The following is a 26,217-nucleotide window of genomic DNA, read 5'->3' as shown; positions in this document are numbered from 1 at the left end:
TCATGTATGGGTTCTAGATCAAACTCGTTAAAACATTTAGCGCTCCAGAAGTTTAAAAGAAACTTTTGGGGCGTTTTAAGTTTTTTTGTAGTTCTTCTGGTTGGCTTTATTTCGATATTTGCCTATGCATTGGCTCCGGATAAATCACAACACGCCAACCAGATGCATTTGGCCATCCATTCTAAAAAACCTGGTTTTAAGGTAGCCATGTTAACCATCCCCTCCAAATCTAAAACAGAGCAGACGGCATTTAATAGAGTCTTTTTTGGTATAAAGAATGCTGAGACCGAAGTTCCTATTTCCCATTTTAGTGTTAAAGACACGGTGTTAACCTATGTAGAATATGCCTCTGATGGATTGCAAGGCGTTGAAAAATCTATTAGTCTAGGCCTGTTTCCAAAGGCATCAATTGATCAATTTATTAAAGAGAAAACGTTTTTATTTGGAACTGATAAATACGGCAGGGACCTGTTAAGTCGCGTTTTAGTAGGGGCAAGAATATCGTTTTCTATAGGGTTTATAGCCGTATTTATTTCGTTGGTAATTGGCGTTTTTATGGGTAGTATAGCAGGCTATTTCGGGGGGAAAATAGATGCCTTTATCATGTGGATTATCAATGTAACATGGTCCATTCCTACCTTATTGTTAGTCATTGCCATAACTTTGGCACTGGGCAAGGGCTTTTGGCAGGTGTTTATTGCTGTTGGGTTAACCATGTGGGTGGAAGTGGCCAGAGTAGTGCGGGGTCAAATGATGAGTGTTAAGGAAATGCAATATGTTACCGCTGCAAGAGCCTTAGGATTTAGTAATTTCAGGATCATTACCAAGCATATTTTGCCAAATATTATGGCTCCGGTTATTGTCATTTCTGCAGCGAATTTTGCAGCAGCCATATTAATAGAAAGTGGATTGAGCTTTTTGGGTATTGGAGCACAGCCACCTATGGCCAGTTGGGGTGCCATGATTAAAGACCATTACAACTATATTATTCTTGGGAAACCGTATTTGGCTATTATTCCGGGTCTGTGCATTATGGGTTTGGTCATGGCATTTATGCTTATGGGAAATGCCTTGCGTGATGCTTTGGATGTGAAGGGGTAAATGTTATTTGGAACTGATAAAAGGCGCTTATCAGACAAAGGCGTTTATTTTAGCGGCTTTAAAATACTAAGAATGGGGATCTTGTATATGTTTAATCTAAGCCTTTAGGCGTTCCACCAAAGTTCTGGATACCACCGTGTCGTAAATTATTTTTAATGTTTTGATTTTATTATTGGTGTTAAACTCAATAATATCAACAACATCAAAAGTTACCGATTCTTTATTTTTCAAGGTCCATATATAAGTAAAGTATAGGGCCAAACGATGAGAATCATTTTCTTCAAAGATCCCTTTTAGCTTTATGGTGGAACGGGAGGTATCATTATATAATTCAGAATAAAATTCCGAAGCCTTTTTAATACCATAAATAGGAGATTCAACAAGCCCATCTTCCTCGAACAACTCCATTAACGGGGTAATATGACCTTCTTCGAGGTATTTTAAATAGCGTTTTGCAATGTGTCGTCTATCCATTATCCATTTCCATTGTATGGTTAAATGCGCTCCATATTTACATTGAGTTCATCAATATAATGTAATAGCTCCTCTTTACCCATACTCATTGATGACGAGGTAATAAAGTAATTGGGCATGGTTTCCCAAGTTTCTAAAAGTACATTTTGGTAATCCTCGACATGTCTTTTAATGGCATTGGGCTTTAATTTGTCGGCTTTGGTAAATATGATGGAAAAGGGAACATTATTTTCACCGAGCCATTGCATAAATTCCAAATCTATAGTTTGGGGTTGGTGACGTATATCCACTAGCACAAAGGCGGAGACCAATTGCTCACGCAAGGCAAGATATTCGGTAATAAACTTTTGAAATGTTTTTTTTGCCGATTTGGAGACTCGTGCGTAACCGTAACCCGGTAAATCTACCAAATGCCAATTTTTATTGATCAAGAAATGATTGATGAGCTGAGTTTTTCCCGGACGACCGGACGTTTTTGCCAAACTCTTTCTACCCGTTATCATATTGATGAGTGATGACTTACCCACATTGCTTCTGCCAATAAATGCATACTCAGGGAGCATGCTTTTAGGGCATTTTGCCACATTGGAGTTACTCATTATAAATTCGGCCGATTTTATATGCATCGTGATAATGATTCCATGTTCAAAGACCAAGATTCAAGCGCTACCTATCCTGAAACAAGGTTTGAAATTTAACAATCGTATTCCTGATATTTTACTTGGATTCCGGATTTTTCTAAAATCCCTTTTGCTGAAGCCACCCAATCAAAATTTGATTGAATTCATCAGGATGCTCCATCATGGCAGCATGACCACATTTGTCAATCCAAAACAAATCGGAATCCGGTAAGAGATCATTGAATTCTTGTGCTACCTCCGGTGGAGTTACACTGTCATTTTTACCCCAAATGATACAGGTTGGGGTATACATTTTAGGTAAATCTTTTGCCATATTATGACGTATGGCACTTTTGGCAATAGCGAGAGTTTTTATGAGTTTATTTCGATCATTAACGGTTTCATAAACTTCGTCAACAATCTCCTTGGTGGCTATAGCAGGATCGTAAAATACTTCTTGAGCCTTTTTCTTAATCACTTCGTAGTCACTCCGTTTGGTGTAACCGCCACCCATAGCACTTTCGTAAAGTCCGGAACTACCTGTAATAACAAGGGCCTTCACCTTGTCAGGGTAATGCTTGGTATGGTAAAGACCAATATGTCCACCCAGTGAATTACCGAGCAGAATAACTTCCTTAAAACCCTTGAAATCTATGAATTCATGCAGGTATTTAGCGAAACTCTTTACATTGGTTTTCAATAAGGACATCGTGTAAATGGGAAGTTCGGGAATAATAACTTTATAATTATTAGCACTAAAAAAATCCAATACAGAACTAAAGTTACTCAAGCCCCCCATAAGCCCATGAAGCACAATAATGGGAGTGCCTTCACCTACTTCAATATAACGGTAATTTTTTTCCTTTTTTAAATGATGCGTCATTAATTCAGTTGGTCATTGCGTTAAAAACAAATATAATTAAATCATTCATATTACAATCATTTTAATTGATTATCAAAAAAAATTTGCCCGTCTTAAGTCGTTAACCATAGATTAGATTTCCCCCTTGCTCTTAAACATTTGATACTGCCCCTAAAAGGATATTGGGGTTGGTTTTAAAACCGGATTACGTCCTTTTTTGATAAAAATTTATTAACAAAGTGGTATAAAGTGGTAAAATGTGGTAAAATTTTCAATATATTTGAAACTTAAACACCAAAAAACTAACCAACCTAATTGGACTCATTAATTGGTACATACGAATGTAAAGTCGATGCAAAAGGTCGATTGATGATGCCTGCTGCGTTGAAAAAGCAACTTTCACCAGTATTGCAGGATGGGTTTGTATTGCGTCGTTCCGTTTTTCAAAAGTGTCTGGAGCTATATCCCATGCAAGAGTGGCAAAACGTAATGCAGAAGGTTAATAAGCTTAACAGGTTTAAAAAAAAGAACAACGATTTTATCCGTCGGTTTACTGCAGGGGTCAAAATGGTTGAAGTGGATCTCAACGGCCGATTATTAATACCCAAGGATTTAACGGTTTTTGCAAATATTTCAAAGCATATTGTGGTGGCTTCTGCAATACATATTGTTGAAATATGGGACAAGGATTTATATGAACAGGTTATAAGTGATGCTGCTTTAGACTTTGCCGATTTGGCTGAGGAGGTAATGGGACAAGATGATGATGATCATGGCTTATCATAATCCAGTGCTATTAAAGGAAACCGTTGACGGGTTAAATATTAAGTCTGATGGTATTTATGTAGATGTCACCTTTGGCGGAGGGGGACACAGTAAAGAAATATTGAAGCGGTTGGGGCCTGAAGGCCGGCTGTATGCTTTTGATCAAGATCAGGACGTTCTTAAAAATATAATCGATGACGATCGCTTTACCTTCATAAATGAAAATTTTAGGTATGTAAAGCGCTTCTTGCGGTTTCATGGCGTAAAACAAGTAGATGGAGTTTTAGCCGATTTTGGGGTGTCTTCCCATCAGTTCGATGTGGCAGAAAGAGGATTTTCAACCCGATTTGAAGCCAATTTGGACATGCGGATGAACCAGCACCATAAACTATCTGCTTACCATGTGGTTAATGAATATGATGAGGAGCGTTTAAAACAAGTGTTTTTTCGGTATGGTGAATTACGAGCTGCACCAGCCATGGCAAGGGTGATTGTTGAATCGAGGGAACAAAAGCCCATTGTAACCAGTAACCAATTGAAGACAGTATTAAAAAAGTTTTTGCCGCCAAAACATGAAAATAAGGTGTTGGCACAAATCTATCAGGCCATTCGTATAGAGGTTAATCAGGAGGTTGAAGCCTTAAAGGAGTTTTTACAGCAACTGCCGGAGTTGTTAAAAGAAGGAGGCCGATTAAGTTTTATTTCTTATCACTCTCTGGAAGATAGATTGGTGAAACGATTTATAAGAAATGGCATGTTTGAAGGGGAGCCTGAGCGAGATGTTTTTGGAAATTTTGATGTGCCACTTAAAAAAGTTAATGGACTTATTGTGCCAACAAAGGAAGAAATAGCATTGAATAACAGGGCAAGAAGTGCCAAACTTCGTATTGCGGAGAAGATATAGATGATCAGTCAAAATGGCCCCAGGAGAGATTCCAAATAATTGGATGGTATGGGGACGTTAAGCAAGACCTAATTTACTCAGACCTTAAAAGTTGGTCTGGGCATACCTTAAAGACAAGGAATGAAGAAAAACATGTATAGCATATTAAAAGGGACTTTTTTGATCAGTGATGACTCTTTTAAAAATTGGAGATTCATCATTTTCTTATCGGTTCTGGCTATCGTCATGATTGCAAGTTCTCACAGTGCAGATAAAAAAGTATATGAAATTGCACGATTAAATAATGAAGTAAAAGAATTACGGTCTAGGTTTTTGGATGGTCGTTCCCGACTCATGCAGCTTAAAATGGAATCGGCAGTGGCTTTAAAAATGAAGGAAAAGGGGCTGGGGCCGTCTGTAATTCCACCGAAAAAAATAAAAGTAAAATCTCAAAAGTAGCGTTATAAATTGGCAGTAAACGAGAAAAACATATTAAACCGATTGTATTTTGTGGCAGGATGTATGTTCGTCTTCGGCCTTGCTGTCGTGTTTAAGTTGGTGAGCCTACAATTCCTGCAAGGTGATAAATATAAAAGCTTGGTTGAAAAACAAGCCGTTAAGAATGTCACCATTCCGGCAAATCGAGGTAATGTTTATGCCGATGATGGCAGTTTGTTGGCCACATCCATTCCAAAGTATAACATTGCTATAGATGCCGTAGTGTCTTCGAACAAACTTTTTGAGGACCAAATCAAAGGACTATGCGACTCGTTGTCCGGATACTTCGGTAGACCATCTGCGGATTATGACAAACTGATAAGAAAAGCACGGATTAATAAAGATCAATACCTTCTGTTGGCCAGAAACATTGGCTATTCAGATTATTTACGTTTTAGAGGATTCCCGTTATTAAATAAAGGAGCCATACCGGGAGGGTTGATTGTGGAGCAAAATACGAAACGTGAGTTTCCCATGGGAAGCATTGCCAGAAGAACCATTGGATATGAGCATATTGATGATTATGGGAATGTGACCAGACCAGGTATCGATGGCGCTTTTGGCGTAAAATATTTACGTGGTGTTGATGGAAAGCGCTGGAAACAAAAGATAGGTAAGGATAAATGGAAGCCGTTAACCGATTATAATCAAATAGAGCCTCAGGATGGTTATGATATTTATACCACCATTGATGTCAATATTCAGGATATCGCGCATCATGCCCTTTTGGAGCAATTGGATAAGTATAAGGCCGATCACGGCTGTGTGGTGGTTATGGAAACCAAAACAGGTGAAATTAAAGCCATTTCTAATTTGGGCCGTAGTTCTAAAGGGGTGTATTATGAACGATTGAATTATGCGGTTGGAGAAAGTCATGAACCGGGTTCTACATTTAAATTAATGGCCTTGGCTGCAGCATTTGAAGATAAATTGGTCGATACCAGTGACGTTGTAGATACAGAAAAGGGGGTTATATCCTTTTATGGTAAAAAAGTACGGGATTCCAAGAATGGTGGATATGGTAAGATTACTATCTCCAAAGCGTTTGAAGTCTCCTCGAATACCGGCATTGTAAAAGTAATAGATCAGGCCTATCGAAAGCAGCCGAGTCAGTTTATTGATCGTTTGTATCGGATGAATTTAAGACATAATGATTCGTTAGGAATTCCCATAATTGGAGAGGGTAAAATGACCATTCCCGACCCCAGGATTAAAAATGGACGATGGAGCGGTATTGCTTTGCAATGGATGGCCTATGGCTATGGTGTGTCTTTTACACCATTGCAGACCTTAACGTTTTATAATGCTATTGCCAATGATGGTGAAATGGTGAAACCTCAATTTTTAAAAGAGGTTAAGGAATTTGATAATGTTATAGTGCCTTTTAAAAAAGAGGTTATTAATAAGCAGGTCTGTTCCAAGGAAACCGTAGCCAAGTTACAGCAATTGTTAAAAAATGTTGTCATTAAAAAACACGGCACAGGACATCGGTTATACAATGAAAACTTTTCCATGGCGGGTAAAACAGGAACCTGCCAAAAGGATTACAGAGATAAAGATAAACTCAATTACATTTCCTCTTTTGTAGGCTATTTTCCAGCCGAAAACCCTAAGTACTCCTGCATCGTGGTCATACATGAACCGGATAAAAGTGTTGGATACTATGGTGCAGATGTATCCGGACCTGTATTTCAAAAAATAGCACAAAAAATATTTACAGATACACCGATTATAGATGAGGTAAAATCGCTTGAAATAAAAAGTGTATTGGCTGAACAAGAATTTGAAAATTACTATAAGCTGGCTAAAACCTATAAGACGGTTATGCCTAATGTTGTTGGGATGCCAGCTATGGATGCACTTACCCTTTTGGAAAATATGCATGTTAAGGTTAAGGTAAACCTGCAGGGTAATGGTATTGTGAAAACGCAATCGGTTAAGGAACATATAAAGTTAAGCGATAATCAAACCATAATATTAACGGCTTCATGATGGTATTAAAAGACATCCTGTATAAGGTAACAATTAACGCAGTTGTGGGAAGTACCGGGGTGTCAATTCATGCCTTGGAGTTTGATTCGAGAAAGGTTGAAAAGAATTTTGTTTTTATAGCTATTAAAGGGCTTGTTGCCGATGGTCATAAATACATTGATCAAGCTATTGAATTTGGAGCTATTGCTATTGTTTGTGAAAAACTTCCAAAAAACCTAGTAAAAGATATCACCTACATAGAAGTCGAAAATACAAACAAAGCCTTGGCAGTGATGGCATCCAATTATTATGGCGTGCCTTCGGAAAACTTAAAATTAGTAGGCGTTACTGGTACTAATGGGAAAACAACAGTAGCCAGTTTGCTTTATCAATTATTTAAAAAAGCAGGTTATAAAGTAGGCTTACTCTCTACAGTGAAAATAATGGTAGATGATAAGGTATTCAATGCGACTCACACAACGCCCGATTCTATTGCCATTAACAGGTATTTAAAGGAAATGAATGAGGTTGGTGTTGAGTTTTGCTTTATGGAAGTCAGCTCTCATGGAATCCATCAAAAGCGTACTGAAGGGTTGCACTTTGTTGGTGGAATATTTACCAATTTAACCCATGATCATCTGGACTATCACCATACGTTCTCCGAGTACAGGGATGTCAAAAAGCAATTCTTTGATGGATTGTCGCCTAAAGCCTTTGCCTTGGTCAATGTGGATGATAAAAATGGGATGTTCATGGTGCAAAATACCAAAGCTAAAATATTCACTTATGCCTTAAAGGGGTATGCTGATTATAAAGCCCAGATTTTGGAAAATCAATTGGGTGGTCTTTTACTCAAAATAGATGATAGTGAAATATGGACCAAACTAATTGGACATTTTAATGCCTATAACATTGTAGCCATTTACGCCACGGCAGAATTATTGGGTCTTGAAAAAGCAGAAGTGCTGCGTTTAATAAGTGATTTGGATAGTGTGAGTGGACGTTTTCAATATTTTATTTCAGATGAAAAAATTACAGCTATCGTCGATTACGCCCATACACCTGACGCTTTAAAAAATGTATTGGAAACTATTAACAGTATTAGAACAAAAAATGAAGAATTAATTACCGTAGTAGGCTGTGGGGGCGATAGAGACAAAACCAAGCGTCCAATAATGGGGAATATTGCCGCGCTTCTAAGCACAAAAGTCATTTTTACAAGTGATAATCCAAGAAGTGAAGTTCCAGAGGATATTATAAGAGATATAGAACAGGGTGTAGCCTCCCAACACTTTAAAAAGGTGGTGTCGATAATCGATAGAAGACAGGCCATAAAAACAGCCTGTCAGATGGCTAGTGCGAACGATATCATTTTAATAGCCGGAAAAGGACATGAGACCTATCAGGAGATTAAAGGAGAACGTTTTGATTTTGATGATTTTAAAATCATAAAGGACTATTTAAAGCAATTACAAAAATAAAGGACATTCTAAGAAAAATCGAAGAATACTAACAGACCAGATTAATGTTATACTATCTATTTGAATATTTAGAACAAGAATTCCAGTTTCCGGGGGCTTCGCTTTTCGGATTTATAACGTTTCGGGCGGCTTTTGCAATTATTTTATCGCTATTAATATCTACCATTTATGGTAAACGGATTATCAGGTTGTTATTACGAAAGCAAATGGGTGAAACCATCAGAGATTTGGGATTACAAGGGCAGCAGGAAAAGGCCGGAACCCCAACTATGGGAGGGATCATTATCATACTGGCAACGTTAATTCCTGTATTACTATTGGCCAAACTTGATAATATATATATCATTCTTCTATTAGTCACAACACTATGGATGGGAACAATCGGTTTTGTTGACGACTATTTAAAAAAGTTCAAAAATGATAAAGAAGGCCTGAAAGGAAGGTTTAAAATTTTAGGTCAGGTTGGGTTAGGATTGATTGTTGGGTTAACCTTGTTTTTCAATTCAGATGTCACCATAAAAGAAAAATTACCGGTAAACGAACAGCAGGAGTTACTCATCAAAGATCCTAATATTTCACCTTCCAAATTATTTCAGGAAGAAGAGAAATCCACGAAAACCACTATTCCATTTGTAAAGAACAATGAATTTGATTACGCCTCTTTAATCACCTGGATTCACCCGGATTTGGATAAATATGCCTGGATCATTTTTATTTTGGTTTCCATTTTTATTATTACAGCGGTCTCTAATGGTGCCAATCTAACCGATGGAATTGATGGACTGGCAGCAGGAACGTCGGCCATAGTTGTGCTTACACTGGGCATATTCGCCTGGGTATCGAGTAATATTGTTTTTTCAGATTACCTCAATATCATGTATATCCCACGGGTGGAGGAAATAACCATTTATATAGCAGCTTTTGTGGGAGCATTAATTGGATTTTTATGGTACAATACCTATCCGGCCCAAGTTTTTATGGGAGATACAGGAAGTTTAACTATTGGCGGTATCATAGCCGTCATAGCCATTGCTGTTCGTAAAGAATGGTTAATTCCATTGTTATGTGGCATCTTTTTGGCTGAAAATTTATCGGTAGTCATACAGGTGAGTTGGTTTAAATATACCAAAAAGAAATATGGAGAAGGTAGGCGCATTTTTAAGATGTCGCCATTGCACCATCATTATCAGAAGTCAGGGTATCATGAAAGTAAAATAGTAACACGGTTCTGGATTATTGGGATTTTACTGGCCATAATAAGTCTGGTTACATTGAAAATTAGATAAAACAGATATGCGGAAGCGGCTAGTCATACTGGGAGGGGGAGAAAGTGGTGTGGGAACAGCCCTACTTGGAAGGGCAAAAGGCTATGAAGTATTCGTTTCGGATAAAGGAATAATTAAAGAAAACTATAAACAAGTTCTTATACATAATGAGATTGAATGGGAGGAGGGAAAACATTCCAATGAACGAATTTTGACCGCAGACCTGGTTATGAAAAGCCCGGGAATTCCGAGTAAAGTGGATATCGTGACCCGTATACTGGAAGCTCAAATTCCGGTCATATCCGAGATAGAATTTGCTTCACGATATACCGAAGCGACTATTATAGGGATTACGGGCAGTAATGGTAAAACCACTACGGCAACCTTAACGCATCATTTGTTGAAACAGGATTTAAACGTGGGCTTAGCAGGAAACATTGGCTACAGTTTTGCAAAGCTGGTATTAGAGCAGAATTACAAAAATTATGTGCTTGAAATCAGCAGTTTCCAATTGGATGATATTATTGATTTCAGGCCAAGAATTGCTGTAATCACAAATATAACTCCGGATCATTTGGATCGGTATGATTATCAGTTTGAAAATTATATCGCTTCAAAATTTAAAATCGCAATGAATCAGACTGCAGATGATTATTTGATCTATGACGCTGATAACGACGTAATTGTTACCCATTTAAAACATCATCCAGTTGCATCGAAGTTACTGCCATTTTCATTGACAAGGCCCATTGAAAATGGAGCGTACTTTAAAAATAATAATATAATAATAACTATTGATAACCAAAACATAATTATGCCAACAACAAACTTAACCTTAAAGGGAAATCACAACATTAAAAATGCCATGGCAGCTTCAACAGTTGCCCATTTGTTAAAGATTAGAAAACAGACCATACGTGAAAGTTTAGAAAACTTTCAAGGGGTGGAACATCGATTGGAGCATGTACTAAAAATTAACAAGGTTCAATACATAAACGATTCTAAAGCAACCAACGTAAATGCCACCTATTATGCGTTGGAGAGTATGGATGCACCCACGGTATGGATTGTAGGAGGTCTTGATAAGGGTAATAATTACAAGGAACTTTATCCCTTTATTAATGAAAAGGTAAAGGCCATTATTTGTTTGGGAATTGATAATGATAAAATCATGGAGGCGTTTGGTGGAATGGTTGATATAATGGTTGAAACTCAATTTATGAGTGAAGCCGTTAAGATTGCTTATAAAATAGCTGAAGCTGGTGATAATGTCTTATTATCCCCAGCCTGTGCCAGTTTTGATTTGTTTGAAAATTATGAAGATAGAGGACGTCAGTTTAAAGAAGCGGTTAGAAATTTATAACATAAAGTTGATAAATAACGAAAAAATAAGTGCAACAAATAGTTAAAAATATAAAAGGAGATAGGTTGATCTGGGCCATTGTGGCATTGTTGGCTATCGTGTCCTTTTTACCAGTCTACAGTGCGGCCAGTAATTTAGCCTACAGAGCTGGAGACGGTAATACTTTTGCCTTTTTTGTAAGGCACTTTATGCATTTGTTCTTAGGTTTTGCCATTATGTATGCCGTGCACAAGATACCATACCGATACTTTAGGGGGTTATCGCTAATCATGATCCCTGTTGTAATGGTGCTGTTGGGTCTTACCATGATTCAAGGTCATACTGTTGAAGGTGCCAGTGCAAGTCGGTGGATTCAAATTCCCTTTGTAGGGGTGTCCTTTCAGACATCCACATTTGCATCGGTTGTTTTAATGGTCTATGTGGCGCGCTATATGTCAAAAATTAAAGATAAGGTCATAACCTTTAGAGAATCTTTATTACCTCTTTGGTTACCGGTGTTTTTAGTTCTGGTTATGATATTACCTTCAAATTTTTCAACTGCTGCCATACTCTTTTTAATGGTTTCCATATTGGTATTTATCGGAGGCTACCCCATACGCTATCTCGGGATTGTAATTGGATTGGGTATAATGGCCCTGGTCTTATTTATAATGTTCGCCAAGTTAACTAAGGGACCCTTACATGTTAAGGTGACAACCTGGGAAAATAGAATTAAAAATTATTCCAATGACGACGATACGGAAGCCGATTATCAAATAGAAAAAGCAAAAATAGCTATTGCATCAGGAGGTATTAAGGGTGTTGGACCGGGTAAAAGCATTCAAAAAAACTTTTTACCCCAATCGTCATCGGATTTTATTTTCGCCATTATTATAGAGGAGTATGGTTTACTGGGAGGGATTTTTATTATGATTTTGTACATGTGGCTGCTGTTTAGAATCGTAATTGTTTCGCAAAAAAGTGATACCATTTTTGGTAAACTTTTGGTGTTGGGGGTGGGGTTGCCCATTGTATTTCAGGCGTTGATTAATATGGCTGTAGCTGTTGAATTGTTTCCCGTAACAGGGCAAACCTTGCCGTTAATAAGCAGTGGAGGCACCTCCATTTGGATGACCTGTTTGGCTATTGGTATTATTTTAAGTGTTAGTGCCCATAGGCAGGATATTAAAGAACAAGAAAAAAATGAGGATAATCCATTGGAAATCCTATCGGAAGCTATCTGATTCATAAATTATTAAAGTTATAAATGCGCAGTATAAAAAGTATAAAAATTGAAGTGAATTAGTGGGAAAGGAACAGTCATATAAAATTATTTTATCGGGTGGTGGTACCGGAGGCCATATTTACCCCGCTATCGCTATTGCTAATGAATTGAAACGACGGTATTCCAATGCTAAATTTTTGTTCGTTGGGGCTAAGCATAGGATGGAAATGGAAAAAGTACCGCAAGCGGGATATGAAATAAAAGGATTGTGGATTTCGGGTATTCAGCGAAAGCTAACCTTAAAAAACTTGATGTTTCCTTTTAAATTGCTCAGTAGCTTATGGGTAGCAAGACATATTGTGAAGGATTTTAAACCGGATGTTGTGATAGGTACGGGAGGATTTGCCAGTGGGCCTCTATTATATATGGCATCGTTTAGAAAGATACCATGCTTAATTCAGGAACAGAATTCATTTCCGGGAATTACTAATAAATTATTAGCGAAAAGAGTTCAGAAAATATGTGTGGCCTATAATGGGTTGGAGCGGTTTTTTCCAAAAGACAAAATTATTATAACGGGTAACCCGGTTAGGCAGGACCTTCTGGAAATTGAGGCCAAGACGGTGGAAGCCAAAAACTTTTTCAAATTAAAGCATGGCAAATACACCCTTTTGGTTTTGGGTGGAAGCCTGGGAGCTAAACGTATAAATGAATTAATTGAACATGAACTCGATTTTTTAGATACCCAGAACATTCAAATCATCTGGCAGTGTGGAAAACTTTACTATCCACAGTATAAGATATACAATAATACTAATGGCGTGCAAGTTTATGAGTTTTTAAATCATATGGACTTAGCTTATGCGGCCGCCGATATTATTATATCTCGAGCCGGAGCGAGCTCGGTTTCGGAGTTATGCATTGTTGGAAAACCTGTTGTTTTTATTCCATCACCCAATGTGGCGGAAGATCATCAAACAAAGAATGCCATGTCAATTGTAAACGAGAATGCTGCCATGTTAATTAAGGAAGAAGATTTAGAAGTTGACTTTAAAAATAAATTGAGTCAGCTTTTAAACGCTCCGGATAAACAAAAGCAATTGGGTGAAAATATTAGAAAGATGGCGTATGTCAATGCAACGTCGCAGATTGTGGACGAAGTAGAAAAACTGTTAAAGGCTTAATGGATTTAAAAAAGATACATAGTGTTTATTTTATTGGCATCGGAGGCATAGGGATGAGTGCTCTGGCACGTTACTTTGTGGCCAAGGATAAACATGTTGCCGGATATGATAAAACACCAAGTGAAATAACAGATACCTTATCCCAACTGGGTATAAAGATTCATTTTGAAGATCGGGGTGAACACATAAGTCGTCTATTTTTGGATAAAGCAAAAACTTTAGTGATTTATACCCCTGCCGTGCCAAAGATGCACGGTGAACTGACTTATTTTAAGAGTCATGGCTATAATGTTTTGAAGCGCTCCCAGGTTTTGGGGCTGATTACAGCGCACACCTATTGTATCGCCATAGCAGGTACCCATGGTAAGACGACAACAACAAGTATTTTAGGACATTTGTTATACGAATGTAATATCCCGTTAACTGCATTTCTTGGAGGGATCAGTGAAAACTACAACACCAATTTGATCCTTAAAGGAACTAAAGTAACTGTTGTGGAGGCTGATGAGTTTGACCGATCGTTCCTCACTCTAAAACCGGATATGGCCTGTATTACCTCTATGGATATCGATCATCTGGATATTTATGGCGAAGCAGAATCACTAAGAGATTCATTTAAGGCTTTTGCACGAGGCTTAAAACCTAATGGGAAATTATTTATTAAAAATGGATTACCCCTAAAAGGGATAACTTTTGGTATTGAAGACCATTCAGATTATAGTATACAAAATATTAAGATAAAAAATGGAACGTATGTATTTGATGTTAAAACACCTTTAACCGTTCTAGAAAATTTAAAATTTAACCTACCCGGTAGACATAATTTGTCGAATGCATTAATAGCTTTGGCGATGGCTGTAGAGTATGGTTGCCCTCACCAGCAGCTCGTCAAAGCTTTAGCATCTTATCAAGGTGTAAAACGGCGTTTTACCTATCACATAAAAACAGAAAATTTTGTTTTTATTGATGATTATGCGCATCATCCGGAAGAAATTAATGCGGTATATCAAGCCGTTCGTGAAATGTATCCCCAGAAGAAAGTACTGGCTGTTTTTCAGCCTCACCTATATAGCCGAACTCGTGATTTTGCAGACGATTTTGCAAAAAGCCTGGCCCAGTTCGACGCATTGATATTATTAGATATTTACCCTGCAAGGGAGTTACCCATCGAAGGCATAACATCTGCTTGGCTGCTTGATAAAATTGATTTAGACAATAAGCAGTTGGTGGATAAAAAGGAATTGGTTTCAAAGATTCATGATATTCATGCTCAAATTCTGTTAACCATAGGAGCAGGTGATATAGGAGAAGAAGTTAAGCGAATTAAAAAAGAATTAAGTATTGCGAGTTAATTGGAGTTTTTTAAAAATAGTGTTTTTGCTTGGATTGCTGGTCTTCCTGTTTGGATTTGCATCAATAAGGAATAAGGCCAGAACAGTTACACCTCCGAATATTAAATTTATTGGAGAAAACAATCTATTTATAACCAACCAAACTGTTAGTAAATTGTTAATACAAAATCAACACGGTGTTAAAAATGTGCTTAAAGAAACTTTAGATTTGAATGAATTAGAGCGCGCCCTAAATTCTAACCCAATGATTAAATCGGCTGAAGTATATGTATCTGTAAACGGTACACTTAATGCCGATATTGAACAAAAAACACCAATAGCACGTGTCCATACAAATGCGTCATATTATATCGATGATGAAGGTGCATATATGCCATTGTCTGTTAATTATTCGGCAAGGGTACCCTTGATATCAGGGTATGTAGAAAAAAATAATTTAAACAATATTTATAAGGTAGCGAAAACGGTACATGAAGATGATTTTTTGAAAAAGAACGTTATTGAAATTTATCAAAACAATAAAAAAGAGATTTTTTTGAAACTAAGACGTTGTGATTTTGTAGTTAAACTGGGAACTATAGAATTATTGGACAAAAAGATTAATAACCTAAAGGTGTTTTATAAAAAGAACTTAAAAGAACATACACTTAGCAGCTATAGTGTAATTAATTTGCAATTTGACAATCAAGTCGTCTGTACCAAAACATAACACATGGAACATAATATAGCAGTAGGGTTAGACATTGGAACCACTAAAATAGTGGCCATGATTGGTCGTAAAAACGAGTATGGTAAAGTTGAGATTTTAGGAATTGGTAGATCAAAAAGTTTAGGGGTTCATCGCGGTGTTGTAAATAATATAACCCAAACCATTCAGTCTATACAGCAGGCAGCTCAGGAAGCAGAGGCTTCAGCTGATATGAAAATAGACGGAGTCACTGTTGGAATTGCAGGACAACACATACGAAGCTTACAACATAGCGATTACATTACACGACCGAATTCTGAAAATGTCATTGATGACAACGATATTGAGAGACTCATAAACCAGGTACATAAACTGGTTATGCTTCCCGGAGAGGAGATTATCCATGTGTTACCTCAGGAATATAAAGTTGACGGACAGGGAGAAGTAAAAGAACCTATAGGGATGTATGGAGGTCGTTTAGAGGCCAATTTCCATGTTGTCGTTGGCCAGGTGTCTTCCATTAGAAATATAGGACGTTGCGTGCAAAGTTCAGGGTTGAGTTTAGAAGGGATCACCTTAGAACCTCTAGCTTCGGCAAATGCAGTATTGAGTCAGGAAGAAAAAGAAGCTGGAGTTGCCCTCATTGATATTGGCGGAGGTACCACAGATTTAGCCATTTTTAGAGATGGTATTATTAGGCATACCGCTGTGATACCATTTGGGGGAAACGTAATAACCGAAGACATTAAAGAAGGGTGTTCCATTATTGAAAAGCAAGCCGAATTATTAAAAATAAAATTTGGTTCGGCATGGCCAGGTGAGAATAAGGATAATGAAATCGTATCGATACCAGGTTTAAGAGGGAGGGAGCCCAAAGAAATTACACTTAAAAACCTATCTAAAATTATTCATGCACGAGTTGTGGAAATTATTGAGCAGGTCTATGTAGAAATAAAAAACTATGGGCATGAAGAACAAAAGAAAAAATTAATAGCGGGGATTGTATTAACTGGAGGGGGCAGTCAATTAAAGCATTTAAAACAGCTTGTGGAATATATCACAGGAATGGATACGCGAATTGGTTATCCCAATGAACATTTGGCTGGTGATAGCGATGAAGACATTACTAGCCCCTTGTATGCTACCGCTGTGGGTCTGGTACTGGATGGATTGAAACGCCAAGAAAGGCGAAAGACTGAAATAAAACAATTAGAACGAGAAGAAAATGAATCTGTTGACGAAGCATTAACTAAAAAACCGGTGAAAGAGCGCCGGTCATTTTTAGATAAATTAACCGAGCGTGTTAAAGATTTTTTAGACAACGCCGAGTAGTATAAAATAGTCCATTGATAAAAAAGTAAATATTAAAAGTTAAAACCAATAAACAAGAATTTATGAGCAGTAAAAAAGAATTCGAAAGCATTGCATTTGATTTACCTAAAAACCAATCAAATGTTATTAAGGTTATTGGTGTTGGCGGTGGTGGTAGTAATGCCATTAATCACATGTTCCAACAAGGTATTAAAGGTGTGGATTTTTACATTTGCAATACCGATGCCCAAGCATTACAAAATAGTGGTGTGCCTAACAAAATTCAATTAGGTGTTAATTTAACTGAGGGTCTCGGAGCAGGAGCTAATCCGGAAATAGGAGAGCAATCGGCCGTAGAAAGTTTCGAGGAAATTTCTCGGATGTTGGATACCAATACCAAGATGGTTTTTATAACCGCAGGAATGGGTGGCGGAACAGGTACAGGCGCAGCACCAATTATAGCAAGAATGGCCAAAGACCAGGATATTCTAACGGTTGGAATTGTTACCATGCCCTTTCAGTTTGAAGGAAAAATGCGTTTGGAGCAATCACAAAAGGGCATTGAAAAACTAAGGGATGTGGTCGATTCCTTGATTGTAATTAATAACAATAAGCTTCGTGAAGTGTATGGTAATCTGGGCTTTAAGGCTGGGTTTTCAAAAGCAGATGAGGTGCTATCTACAGCTGCTCGTGGTATAGCCGAAGTCATTACCCACCACTATACCCAAAATATTGATTTACGGGATGCCAAAACGGTGTTGAGCAATAGTGGTACTGCCATTATGGGATCTGCTATTGCATCCGGACAAAATCGTGCTGAAGAGGCCATTCGTAAGGCCTTGGATTCACCACTCCTGAATGACAATAAAATAACAGGCGCCAAAAATGTACTATTGCTGATTGTATCAGGATCCCATGAGATAACTATTGATGAAATTGGGGATATTAATGACCATATTCAAGATGAGGCCGGTCATGGTGCCAATATTATTATGGGAGTTGGTGAAGACGAATCGTTGGAAGAATCTATTGCTGTAACCATTATTGCAACTGGTTTTAATGTGGAACAACAAGATGAGATTTCGAATACAGAAACCAAAAAAGTAATCCATTCATTGGAAGAGGAACAAGATCTGTCAGGAAAAAACAGTGATCCCATTATCATTACACCAGTCATTGAGATGGAAGAAAATAATGAGAAAAAGAAAACTTCTGTTGTGCGCCATACTTTAGATTTGGATGAAGAGGAAACCGAATCCATTCAATTGGAAGACAAGTTCCTGGGGAAGGATAAATCCAAAAAAATTACTATTTCTAATGATTATGATATCAATTTAATTCCGACTTCTGATAGCATTAGAAACATTAATGTGGAATATCAGGAAATTAAAGGTAAAGTTCAAGAAGAAGATGATTATAAAATTGAGCCGGTAAACACCCTAAAGGATGATGAAAGTGTGGTTGAGGAGGAACAGCAAATAACATTAACCTTCGATTTGCCAATATCATCGAATGATAATACTCATAAAGATGATGACGATCAAGAGTTTGACCCTTTGGTTAATGATAAGGTGAAAAAGATACCTGTAAAAGATTATATTGAACTGATTACCGTTACCGAGGCCAATGAGGATGGAGAGGTCCGTTATGCACTGGATGACTATATTGAGTTAGAGTCTTCCATGAATAACAAAAGAGAAAAGAAAAATGGCCATCTTGAGGAATTGGACGAAGATATAGTTTTTGAAAAAAAGGTATTACCCGAGGAAACTAGGGAAGAAGAAGTGATATTAGACGAGGTAGACCCAATGCATTCACCAATTTCACAAATGCTTAAGGAGCGAGCCGAAGAACGTAAACGTAAAATGAAGGATTTCAATTATAAGTTTAATAACGCTAAGATAGATGATATTGAAAGAGTTCCTGCCTATAAACGGCAAGGTGTTGATCTAAATGAGGTTAAGCATTCTTCTGAGACCGACAGGTCAAGAACCAGTGTTGGTTTAGATGACAATGATGATATTCAGTTGAGAAGTAATAATTCATTTTTACACGACAATGTAGATTAAAATAAATGCCACTTATCATACTTAGTTATGAACCCGAAAAGATTCTCTCAGCTTTTCGGGTTTTTTTATAATATGGCTCAAGTAAATTCATTATTTTTGCATTCCTAATTAAGATAGAAACTAATTTTTTGCTTTAGAAAAGACCTAAAACAATGAGTTTACAACAGGACATCATGACGACATTAAAGGAGGCAATGAAATCTAAGGATCAAATAGCCTTAACAGCTCTCAGGGCTGTAAAATCAGCGATCTTGTTGGCGCAAACCGAAAGTGGTGCAAAGAATGAATTGACAGAAGAGCAAGAACTGAAGATTCTTCAGAAACAAGTCAAGCAACGTAAGGATAGTGCCGCTATATATCTAGAACAAGGCAGGGAAGATCTGGCATCTCCAGAACTGGCAGAAGCAAAAATTATTGAACGCTTTTTACCTGAGGCTTTGTCTGAAGAAGAAATAGAACATGTTGTTATAACAACTATCAAACGTATTAATGCCGAAGGTATGAAGGATATGGGTAAGGTTATGGGTATTGTTAGCAAGGAATTAGCAGGTAAAGCCGATGGCAAAACCATATCGACCATAGTAAAGGCAAATTTAGCTTAAATACATTGGCCACGTAGCTCAGCTGAATAGAGCACTGGATTTCGGCTCCAGCGGTCGGGGGTTTGAATCCCTCCGTGGTCACTTTTTAATAAAACCAAACTTTTTAAAATCAAGTTAACTTGTTTTGAGGTTTGGTTTTATATTTTTCCTACCTGAATGGTTTTAACTTGAATTCTTTTTATCCAATAAATTACTTTTTTAAAAAGGATTAATGTAATTTCGAAGCACCTTAAAACGTTAATAAAAGGTGTTGTTACTACTGCTTATTATAAAATATAATTTGGGAAGCAAAATAATACTGGGTATTTTCTTTGCGGCCATGACCTTCATGTTCTTTTATTTTGCAATTAAATTAATTGAAATGGGTTATGTGCTTAGACATGGAAAGCCGTATTATGTACATTTTTATTGGTTTAAACGAAAGCTTAGTGATAAACAAAAGGAAATTTTACGAACCAAATTTCGGTTTTATAATAAGTTGTCAGAAAAAAATAAGCATTTTTTTGAGCATCGTGTGGCTTCTTTTATGATAGATAAAGATTTTATTGGAAGAGGAGGATTGGTTATTACGGAAGAAATGAAAGTTCTATTGGCAGCAACAGCCGTGATGTTAACCTTTGGATTTAGGGATTTTTATATTGGATTAATCTCTAAAATCGTGGTTTATCCGACACGGTTTTATTCAAAATCTAACGATACTTATCATAAAGGCGAATTTAATCCAAAACTTAAAGCTTTGGTGTTGTCCTGGGAAGATTTTTTAAAAGGTTTTGACGTTGATGATGACAATTTAAATTTGGGTATTCATGAATTCACCCATGCCATCCACATAAATAGCATAAAAGAACGCGATATTAGTTCTACGATATTCAGTGATACCTTTAAGGAACTTTCCGAAATGTTGTCCAAAGATGAGTTGCTCAGGGATCGTATTACCTCTTCGAAATATTTTAGAACCTATGCTTATACCAATCAATTCGAGTTTTTGGCTGTGGCCATAGAACATTTCATCGAGACACCACAAGACTTTAAAAATGAGTTTCCAAAGTTATATGCAAAAATTAAGCAAATGCTTAATTTTAATTATGCGGGGTATTGATAAAAGATTCCAAAATTGATTTGAAGAGCATCTAATGCGTTATGAGAATTAAAAATACCGGAGGAATTCACCCCCGGTATTTTTTTATGGCTATTATAGTTGACCTCTTATTTCTCCAGATCCAACTTGTAGTGTATGTACATTTACATAGATATTTCCATTTCTAATAGCTTCTATAAGCGCGGCCATATCTCCTTCTAGTGCTCCGCCAATATCTTCAGCCATTATTACTCCTTCAGCTATAACACCATTGGAAGGACCTGAGGGTTGTCCGTCCCTGTTATCATAGAGCCAAACAACTATGCCCCCATTTGTTCCAGCCTGAGCCATATGAAAGTGCGACATCCTTACATTTTCAATATTGGCCACAATAAGTTTATAATAAATCCAACTTTCATCCCTGCTTATTTTTACGATTGCCTCCCCAGTGGCGTTTGTTTCTACTGCCGGTACTTCATTGTCACCCGATAAGTTAGTCGTAAAGTTAAATTTAACATTAGAAGACTTTGAATTAGAAGTTTTAGTCAATAAAGCATTACCCTGCAGGTCAGCTTCCAGATTTAGTGGTTCGTTCGAGCATCTTGTTATGGACAGGCAAAAAGCAGCCAACAACAAAATCCGCATCAAAATTTTGATTCGTGTTTTCATTGCATTTTTTTAAAGTTAATACACCTAATTTTACCTAACAGAAGCGGAAAAGGTATGGGTTTTGAAAAGGGTGGATATTAAAGATACAAAATTTTTACTAATAATTAAAAATTAAATGAATTCCTGTAAACCGATGATATCATGGCTTCGTTCTTTATTATCAATACATGATTAAAGTCATAATAAATTAATGAGTAGTTTAATAATTTTAGACTTAACTAAACTAAAATCAAATGCTATGATACGAAAGGCACCGGTTTCAATGATAATGACAGAGCATGTTATAACATTGAATAAGAGAGATAGTCTGGAAAAAGCGGAGCAAATTTTTAAAAAACACAATATTAGACATTTACCTGTTGTCACTAATAATGTGGTTATTGGGATGCTTAGTAAAACAGATTTACTTCGGCTTAAATTTGCAGATTATGGTGATGATGAACATTTAGATACTGATGTGTTTATATACAAACTATTTACCATCGAGCAAGTCATGCGACAGAAAATTGTTTCAGTGCCCTCTTCAAGCTCTATAAAGGAAGTGGCCGAAATATTTGCCACTAAAGAATTTCATGCGCTACCGGTAGTGGATAATAACCAATTGGTGGGCATAGTTACTACCACCGATATTATAAAATATCTTTTGAGGCAGTTTTAATTTGATAATGGATTTACGTATCATATATCGTTTGGGTTTAAAGTTTAATTGATATCAATTTATAAATATAATAGAGATGAAAGCATTGATTCCCGTATCTGAAATAATGACAAAACATATTATTGCCTTAGACAGAACAGATGATTTAACAAGAGCTGAGGCGTTATTCAAACAACACCATATAAGACATATTCCTGTGGTTCAAGAAGAATCTATTATTGGCATGTTAAGTTATTCTGATTTACTTAAGATAAGTCTTGCAGATACTACTAATGATGACCGGGATGTAGATACCGTTGTTTACAATGTGTTCACTGTGGAACAAGTCATGTCTAAAAATTTGGTTACAGTGAGTAGCAGTACGTCTATTAAGGAAGTTGCAAAAATTCTATCAGTTCGGGAATTTCATGCGTTACCCGTGGTTGATGATTCCATATTAGTTGGTATCGTGACAACAACAGATTTGATCAAATATATGCTCAAAGAACTTTAAGAATTGGCAAGTTTCTTTAAATCGCTTATGGTATGAAGCGGATTACTGCTTTTAAAAACAAAACTTCCTGCCACTAAAACATCAGCACCACTGTCGACCAATGATTTAGCATTTTTATTAGTTACACCACCATCAATTTCAATAAGGGCTTTTGCTCCTTTACGTGTAATCAATTCTTTTAATTGCGAAACTTTATGGTAGGTGTTATCAATAAAACTTTGTCCCCCAAAGCCCGGGTTAACACTCATTACACACACGAGGTCTATATCGTTAATAGTATCCTCCAGGACATTAATATTAGTATGTGGGTTTAGAGCGACCCCGGCTTGCATGCCTTCTGCTTTTATGGCTTGTAAGGTCCTATGCAAATGTGTGCAGGCTTCATAATGAACGGTTAGTATATTGCTCCCTAATTTGGCAAAGGTATGGATGTAGCGATCTGGGTCCACAATCATTAAATGGACATCAATAATTTTTTTGGCATGCCTGGTAATGGCTTGTAATACGGGTGCACCAAAGGAGATGTTTGGCACAAATACGCCATCCATGATATCAACATGAAACCAGTCGGCATCACTTTGGTTTACCATTTCAATGTCACGTTGCAGGTTAGCAAAATCGGCTGCTAATAATGATGGTGCAATAAATTTAGAACTCATTCAATTTTGATTTTGAATTATTGGGTTACAATGCAAAGATAGAAAAGTCTTTTTCATGTCGTATTTCTTTAGGGAGGGATTTCCATTGGTATAAAATAAACCCCCGGTAATCAGCCGGGGGTTCTTTCATCAATCAAAAAACGAACAGTTATGTGAAACTGTTTGTTGTGGTAATTTAGTCGTAATTATACAATTATCCTAAATAAGTTTTTAATATTTTGCTACGAGAGGTATGTTTTAAACGGCGAATGGCTTTTTCTTTAATCTGCCTTACGCGTTCACGAGTTAGATCAAATGTTTCACCAATTTCTTCTAAAGTCATAGGGTGTTGGTTACCTAGGCCAAAGTACAACCTAATAACATCGGCTTCACGAGGTGTTAGGGTTTCTAGTGCTCGTTCTATTTCTGTACGTAAAGATTCGTGCAATAATTCTTTATCCGGATTGGGGGACTCTCCACTATTTAAAACGTCATATAAATTAGAATCTTCACCTTCAACCAAAGGCGCATCCATACTTACATGCCGGCCAGAGTTTTTCATGGACTCCTTGACATCATTAATGGTCATATCCAACTCTTTGGCAATTTCTTCAGCACTAGGCGGGCGCTCATGACTCTGCTCTAAAAAGGCAAATGTCTTATTAATTTTGTTTATCGATCCAATTTTATTTAACGGCAATCGTACAATACGCGACTGCTCCGCCAATGCCTGAAGAATCGATTGGCGAATCCACCAAACGGCATAGGAAATGAACTTAAAGCCACGAGTTTCATCAAAACGTTGTGCAGCTTTAATAAGGCCCAAATTACCTTCGTTGATTAAATCCGGCAGTGTTAAACCCTGATTTTGATATTGTTTGGCTACAGATACAACAAAACGTAAATTTGCCTTGGTTAATTTTTCCAATGCCAATTGATCACCGGCTTTAATACGTTGTGCTAATTCTACTTCTTCATCAGCGGTGATTAGATCTACTTTGCCAATTTCCTGCAGGTACTTGTCTAACGAAGCGGTTTCTCTATTGGTTACCTGCTTCGTAATTTTAAGTTGTCTCATGTAATACTATCGTTATTTTAGAGGGATTGCAATTCTTTTTCCTTAGTTATACGTTGGAATAACTAAAAATGTTACAAAAAGGCAAAACAATTTTAGATTTTAATTAAATTTTTGTCACTTAAGTTTATAGCTTCCAGCATTTCATTTGTAAACTTATAATGCCCTCGTGTAGTAATTAATTTAAATCGGTAAGATTTTAAATTGCTTAAAGTATTCAAAAATAACCACTTGGATTTGAGTAGTTTGGGTTTTTCGGATTTTAAACTTACATCAAATACATGCTTTCTGCCCTCTTTGGTGGCTACTATATCAGGCGTTACTGCTATATCACTTCCTTTTTTTAGGTAAGATTTTGGAGTTTCGTAACCTTCAATATCTGCTTTAATATTCTCATATCCCCTATTTTCTAGATAGGCAATAGAATCCACAAGAATATCTGAGTATTTTTCTTTATCTGTATAGATCATAACCTACAATATAATCAAAAAATGAAGAAAGTCAAGTTTTTAACAAGATTTAACAAATAATCCAAGCTATAGAAAGGTCATTTTATCGTCCAGACTGATGAATGCCTTAACCGTATTTATTTTTTGGTGAATTGTTTTAAAGAATAAGGTTCTGTCCCTTTCTCCGGCAGTTGCTAATTGTTTGGAGATTGACATTTGTTTTTGTAAAAACTCATACATCATTTCACAGGTGTCTTGATGTTCAATTTTAAAATAACTCAAAACCGTAAATGGTGAAAAAAATACTTTTTGAAATGGTGTTTTAACCATGACCGTATTGGTGAGCATGTGCAGATCACACTTGTAGAGGTGGTATGAGTTTTTATTTTTTGCTCCAATCAGGCTTTGTTGGATGGTCTGTTCTTCTGTATGATTGATTACGTCATTAATGTCTTCACATATGGACAATGCCATTTCCTTGGAAACAAGACCCGCCTCAAAATAATATAATACCTGCTGTAGTGTTCCGGTCACCGTATTGTCATTCCATAATTCAGTAATGTCAATAAACTTATATGCAGCGCTTAAATTATAAGCGCTTTGGAGCAAAGATTCGGGGATATTCTTTACCCATTCATCAAACGTAATTTTACTTTTAGCCATGTCCGTATTGAGATCTTTCAGCCAAACATACATCTTGTATCGGGACAGGTTAGAGTCATTTAAAGTGTGAAAAAAAGGGATGTCCTTTGCAGAATAAATGATTTCACAATTTTTAAGCTTTATTAAGTTAGAGACATTATTTAAAGAGGCCTTAAGCCACATCTCCAATCCCATTTCGTCTTTGGGTTGGGGAGGTAATTCAGCAATTAAGGTGTTTGTGTTTCCTACTTCAAAAAGTTTATTCAGGGATATCTTATAATGTCTTGCTAATTTTACAGCTTCTTCCAGTGTTAAGCTGGTTTTCAAGTTGATACGGCGATAAGCCGCATCATATCCTATATCTAAAACATCCGACACTTCATCGACAAAAGAGGTGTTATTCTGTGCTTTCTCTTTGAGATACTTAATAAACTGTTCTTGCATTTTATCAAAAATTAGATGTAGTAAGTAAGTTGTTTTGTGAAATTTAAGAAAAAAATATTGGATTTTTAGACAAATCGTCTAATCGAATCTCAAATTTTGCAAGTAAATTTGAATCATAACTAATGGTTTAATCACTAAACATTTTGGATCATGAAAGCAAAAAAATCTGAAAATATCTCTCAAGAAGGCTTTTTAAATTACTGTTTGGAATTAGTTGATAAGTATATTTATTATGTATTGATCTGTAAAAAAATTAAATCCCAATTGAGTTTGAATTCCTGAAATTAGTATCTTTAGTAAAATTTTACTGACGATTATTGGATTCGATAATTAATTTTTTACTAATTGCCGGTGTAATACAGGGTTTTGCATTTAACC

26 protein-coding genes and 1 tRNA gene are annotated in these 26,217 nt (G+C 36.6%); 19 read left to right on the top strand and 8 right to left on the bottom strand.

Annotation, left to right across the window (positions count from 1 at the left end; translation table 11 throughout):
- Nucleotides 1–6 precede the first annotated feature (6 nt).
- Nucleotides 7–1,101, top strand: a complete 1,095-nt coding sequence (locus MR054_RS01470) for an ABC transporter permease (RefSeq protein ID WP_242085586.1) — start codon at nucleotides 7–9, stop codon at nucleotides 1,099–1,101.
- A gap of 96 nt (nucleotides 1,102–1,197) precedes the next feature.
- Here the strand turns inward: MR054_RS01470 and MR054_RS01465 are convergent, their stop codons facing one another.
- The 3 genes from MR054_RS01465 to MR054_RS01455 form a co-directional block, all read right to left on the bottom strand.
- Entirely contained in the window at nucleotides 1,198–1,575 is a 378-nt protein-coding gene (locus MR054_RS01465; RefSeq protein WP_242155476.1) for a nuclear transport factor 2 family protein, read from the bottom strand.
- Between the two features lie 20 nt (nucleotides 1,576–1,595).
- A complete protein-coding gene (yihA, locus tag MR054_RS01460; RefSeq protein ID WP_242155474.1) occupies nucleotides 1,596–2,201 on the bottom strand; it encodes a ribosome biogenesis GTP-binding protein YihA/YsxC in 606 nt (201 codons plus the stop codon).
- Nucleotides 2,202–2,313: 112 nt separating this feature from the next.
- Entirely contained in the window at nucleotides 2,314–3,078 is a 765-nt protein-coding gene (locus MR054_RS01455; protein ID WP_242085589.1) for an alpha/beta fold hydrolase, read from the bottom strand.
- 294 nt (nucleotides 3,079–3,372) lie between these two features.
- Between MR054_RS01455 and mraZ the strand changes: the two genes are divergently transcribed.
- From mraZ to MR054_RS01375, 16 genes are all read left to right on the top strand, one after another.
- The gene (gene mraZ, locus MR054_RS01450; RefSeq protein ID WP_242155466.1) at nucleotides 3,373–3,843 is read left to right on the top strand and encodes a division/cell wall cluster transcriptional repressor MraZ; all 471 of its coding nucleotides are present in this window, start codon (nucleotides 3,373–3,375) and stop codon (nucleotides 3,841–3,843) included.
- On the top strand, nucleotides 3,818–4,726 hold the full coding sequence (gene rsmH / locus MR054_RS01445; RefSeq protein WP_420868306.1) for a 16S rRNA (cytosine(1402)-N(4))-methyltransferase RsmH: 909 nt from the start codon (nucleotides 3,818–3,820) through the stop codon (nucleotides 4,724–4,726). The genes mraZ and rsmH overlap by 26 nt, the downstream gene beginning before the upstream one ends.
- 120 nt (nucleotides 4,727–4,846) lie before the next feature.
- Nucleotides 4,847–5,164, top strand: coding sequence for an FtsL-like putative cell division protein (locus tag MR054_RS01440; protein ID WP_242155462.1), 318 nt, complete (start codon nucleotides 4,847–4,849; stop codon nucleotides 5,162–5,164).
- A 63-nt stretch (nucleotides 5,165–5,227) separates the two neighbouring features.
- Complete coding sequence (locus MR054_RS01435; protein WP_242156352.1) at nucleotides 5,228–7,195, top strand: penicillin-binding protein; 1,968 nt, start codon at nucleotides 5,228–5,230, stop codon at nucleotides 7,193–7,195.
- Nucleotides 7,192–8,655, top strand: a complete 1,464-nt coding sequence (locus MR054_RS01430; RefSeq protein ID WP_242155460.1) for a UDP-N-acetylmuramoyl-L-alanyl-D-glutamate--2,6-diaminopimelate ligase — start codon at nucleotides 7,192–7,194, stop codon at nucleotides 8,653–8,655. Before MR054_RS01435 ends, MR054_RS01430 begins: the two co-directional genes overlap by 4 nt.
- Nucleotides 8,656–8,699: 44 nt before the next feature.
- Complete coding sequence (mraY, locus tag MR054_RS01425; protein ID WP_242155458.1) at nucleotides 8,700–9,941, top strand: phospho-N-acetylmuramoyl-pentapeptide-transferase; 1,242 nt, start codon at nucleotides 8,700–8,702, stop codon at nucleotides 9,939–9,941.
- A gap of 7 nt (nucleotides 9,942–9,948) precedes the next feature.
- Complete coding sequence (gene murD, locus MR054_RS01420) at nucleotides 9,949–11,283, top strand: UDP-N-acetylmuramoyl-L-alanine--D-glutamate ligase (RefSeq protein ID WP_242155456.1); 1,335 nt, start codon at nucleotides 9,949–9,951, stop codon at nucleotides 11,281–11,283.
- A 29-nt stretch (nucleotides 11,284–11,312) separates the two neighbouring features.
- On the top strand, nucleotides 11,313–12,506 hold the full coding sequence (locus tag MR054_RS01415) for an FtsW/RodA/SpoVE family cell cycle protein (RefSeq protein ID WP_242155454.1): 1,194 nt from the start codon (nucleotides 11,313–11,315) through the stop codon (nucleotides 12,504–12,506).
- Nucleotides 12,507–12,567: 61 nt separating this feature from the next.
- Nucleotides 12,568–13,671, top strand: a complete 1,104-nt coding sequence (murG, locus tag MR054_RS01410; protein ID WP_242155452.1) for an undecaprenyldiphospho-muramoylpentapeptide beta-N-acetylglucosaminyltransferase — start codon at nucleotides 12,568–12,570, stop codon at nucleotides 13,669–13,671.
- Entirely contained in the window at nucleotides 13,671–15,023 is a 1,353-nt protein-coding gene (gene murC / locus MR054_RS01405; RefSeq protein WP_242155451.1) for a UDP-N-acetylmuramate--L-alanine ligase, read from the top strand. The genes murG and murC overlap by 1 nt, the downstream gene beginning before the upstream one ends.
- Before the next feature lie 19 nt (nucleotides 15,024–15,042).
- Complete coding sequence (locus MR054_RS01400; RefSeq protein ID WP_338081505.1) at nucleotides 15,043–15,732, top strand: cell division protein FtsQ/DivIB; 690 nt, start codon at nucleotides 15,043–15,045, stop codon at nucleotides 15,730–15,732.
- Nucleotides 15,733–15,735: 3 nt separating this feature from the next.
- Nucleotides 15,736–17,043 (top strand): cell division protein FtsA, encoded by a 1,308-nt coding sequence (gene ftsA, locus MR054_RS01395; protein WP_242155449.1) that lies wholly within the window; start codon nucleotides 15,736–15,738, stop codon nucleotides 17,041–17,043.
- A 62-nt stretch (nucleotides 17,044–17,105) separates the two neighbouring features.
- A complete protein-coding gene (gene ftsZ, locus MR054_RS01390) occupies nucleotides 17,106–19,091 on the top strand; it encodes a cell division protein FtsZ (protein WP_242155448.1) in 1,986 nt (661 codons plus the stop codon).
- A gap of 152 nt (nucleotides 19,092–19,243) precedes the next feature.
- Nucleotides 19,244–19,693: a GatB/YqeY domain-containing protein gene (locus tag MR054_RS01385; protein WP_242155447.1), complete on the top strand. Its 450-nt coding sequence runs from the start codon at nucleotides 19,244–19,246 to the stop codon at nucleotides 19,691–19,693.
- A gap of 7 nt (nucleotides 19,694–19,700) precedes the next feature.
- Nucleotides 19,701–19,774, top strand: a tRNA-Arg gene (locus MR054_RS01380).
- A gap of 199 nt (nucleotides 19,775–19,973) precedes the next feature.
- Nucleotides 19,974–20,792, top strand: a complete 819-nt coding sequence (locus tag MR054_RS01375) for a zinc-dependent peptidase (RefSeq protein WP_242155446.1) — start codon at nucleotides 19,974–19,976, stop codon at nucleotides 20,790–20,792.
- A 93-nt stretch (nucleotides 20,793–20,885) separates the two neighbouring features.
- Here MR054_RS01375 and MR054_RS01370 read toward each other — a convergent pair whose 3' ends face one another.
- Nucleotides 20,886–21,440 carry a CHRD domain-containing protein gene (locus tag MR054_RS01370; protein WP_242155444.1) on the bottom strand — a complete coding sequence of 185 codons (555 nt, stop codon included), beginning with the start codon at nucleotides 21,438–21,440 and terminating at the stop codon, nucleotides 20,886–20,888.
- A gap of 238 nt (nucleotides 21,441–21,678) precedes the next feature.
- Here MR054_RS01370 and MR054_RS01365 point away from each other — a divergent pair, with 238 nt between their 5' ends.
- Both MR054_RS01365 and MR054_RS01360 read left to right on the top strand, forming a co-directional pair.
- Complete coding sequence (locus tag MR054_RS01365) at nucleotides 21,679–22,098, top strand: CBS domain-containing protein (protein WP_242085605.1); 420 nt, start codon at nucleotides 21,679–21,681, stop codon at nucleotides 22,096–22,098.
- 76 nt (nucleotides 22,099–22,174) lie between these two features.
- Entirely contained in the window at nucleotides 22,175–22,591 is a 417-nt protein-coding gene (locus MR054_RS01360; protein ID WP_242155442.1) for a CBS domain-containing protein, read from the top strand.
- On the opposite strand, the gene rpe is transcribed toward MR054_RS01360, so the two are convergent.
- The 4 genes from rpe to MR054_RS01340 all read right to left on the bottom strand — a co-directional run bounded on the left by rpe (nucleotide 22,588) and on the right by MR054_RS01340 (nucleotide 25,839).
- On the bottom strand, nucleotides 22,588–23,250 hold the full coding sequence (gene rpe / locus MR054_RS01355; protein WP_242155433.1) for a ribulose-phosphate 3-epimerase: 663 nt from the start codon (nucleotides 23,248–23,250) through the stop codon (nucleotides 22,588–22,590). The genes MR054_RS01360 and rpe overlap by 4 nt on opposite strands.
- A gap of 193 nt (nucleotides 23,251–23,443) precedes the next feature.
- Nucleotides 23,444–24,307: a sigma-70 family RNA polymerase sigma factor gene (locus MR054_RS01350; RefSeq protein ID WP_242085608.1), complete on the bottom strand. Its 864-nt coding sequence runs from the start codon at nucleotides 24,305–24,307 to the stop codon at nucleotides 23,444–23,446.
- 92 nt (nucleotides 24,308–24,399) lie between these two features.
- A complete protein-coding gene (locus MR054_RS01345) occupies nucleotides 24,400–24,774 on the bottom strand; it encodes a hypothetical protein (protein WP_242155431.1) in 375 nt (124 codons plus the stop codon).
- Nucleotides 24,775–24,840: 66 nt separating this feature from the next.
- Nucleotides 24,841–25,839, bottom strand: a complete 999-nt coding sequence (locus MR054_RS01340; protein WP_242085610.1) for a hypothetical protein — start codon at nucleotides 25,837–25,839, stop codon at nucleotides 24,841–24,843.
- Nucleotides 25,840–26,217 lie beyond the last annotated feature (378 nt).

Source organism: Aestuariivivens sediminis, assembly GCF_022662105.1.
GTDB lineage: Bacteria > Bacteroidota > Bacteroidia > Flavobacteriales > Flavobacteriaceae > Aestuariivivens > Aestuariivivens sediminis.
This window is presented reverse-complemented; position numbering and strand designations above follow the sequence as displayed.

Coding starts and splice junctions, on each gene's coding strand:
- MR054_RS01470 (WP_242085586.1), top strand. CDS start 7: ATGGGTTCTAGATCAAACTCGTTAAAACATTTAGCGCTCCAGAAGTTT.
- MR054_RS01465 (WP_242155476.1), bottom strand. CDS start 1,575: ATGGATAGACGACACATTGCAAAACGCTATTTAAAATACCTCGAAGAA.
- yihA (WP_242155474.1), bottom strand. CDS start 2,201: ATGCATATAAAATCGGCCGAATTTATAATGAGTAACTCCAATGTGGCA.
- MR054_RS01455 (WP_242085589.1), bottom strand. CDS start 3,078: ATGACGCATCATTTAAAAAAGGAAAAAAATTACCGTTATATTGAAGTA.
- rsmH (WP_420868306.1), top strand. CDS start 3,818: ATGATGATGATCATGGCTTATCATAATCCAGTGCTATTAAAGGAAACC.
- MR054_RS01440 (WP_242155462.1), top strand. CDS start 4,847: ATGAAGAAAAACATGTATAGCATATTAAAAGGGACTTTTTTGATCAGT.
- MR054_RS01435 (WP_242156352.1), top strand. CDS start 5,228: ATGTTCGTCTTCGGCCTTGCTGTCGTGTTTAAGTTGGTGAGCCTACAA.
- MR054_RS01430 (WP_242155460.1), top strand. CDS start 7,192: ATGATGGTATTAAAAGACATCCTGTATAAGGTAACAATTAACGCAGTT.
- mraY (WP_242155458.1), top strand. CDS start 8,700: ATGTTATACTATCTATTTGAATATTTAGAACAAGAATTCCAGTTTCCG.
- murD (WP_242155456.1), top strand. CDS start 9,949: ATGCGGAAGCGGCTAGTCATACTGGGAGGGGGAGAAAGTGGTGTGGGA.
- murC (WP_242155451.1), top strand. CDS start 13,671: ATGGATTTAAAAAAGATACATAGTGTTTATTTTATTGGCATCGGAGGC.
- ftsA (WP_242155449.1), top strand. CDS start 15,736: ATGGAACATAATATAGCAGTAGGGTTAGACATTGGAACCACTAAAATA.
- ftsZ (WP_242155448.1), top strand. CDS start 17,106: ATGAGCAGTAAAAAAGAATTCGAAAGCATTGCATTTGATTTACCTAAA.
- MR054_RS01385 (WP_242155447.1), top strand. CDS start 19,244: ATGAGTTTACAACAGGACATCATGACGACATTAAAGGAGGCAATGAAA.
- MR054_RS01370 (WP_242155444.1), bottom strand. CDS start 21,440: ATGAAAACACGAATCAAAATTTTGATGCGGATTTTGTTGTTGGCTGCT.
- MR054_RS01365 (WP_242085605.1), top strand. CDS start 21,679: ATGATACGAAAGGCACCGGTTTCAATGATAATGACAGAGCATGTTATA.
- MR054_RS01360 (WP_242155442.1), top strand. CDS start 22,175: ATGAAAGCATTGATTCCCGTATCTGAAATAATGACAAAACATATTATT.
- rpe (WP_242155433.1), bottom strand. CDS start 23,250: ATGAGTTCTAAATTTATTGCACCATCATTATTAGCAGCCGATTTTGCT.
- MR054_RS01350 (WP_242085608.1), bottom strand. CDS start 24,307: ATGAGACAACTTAAAATTACGAAGCAGGTAACCAATAGAGAAACCGCT.
- MR054_RS01345 (WP_242155431.1), bottom strand. CDS start 24,774: ATGATCTATACAGATAAAGAAAAATACTCAGATATTCTTGTGGATTCT.
- MR054_RS01340 (WP_242085610.1), bottom strand. CDS start 25,839: ATGCAAGAACAGTTTATTAAGTATCTCAAAGAGAAAGCACAGAATAAC.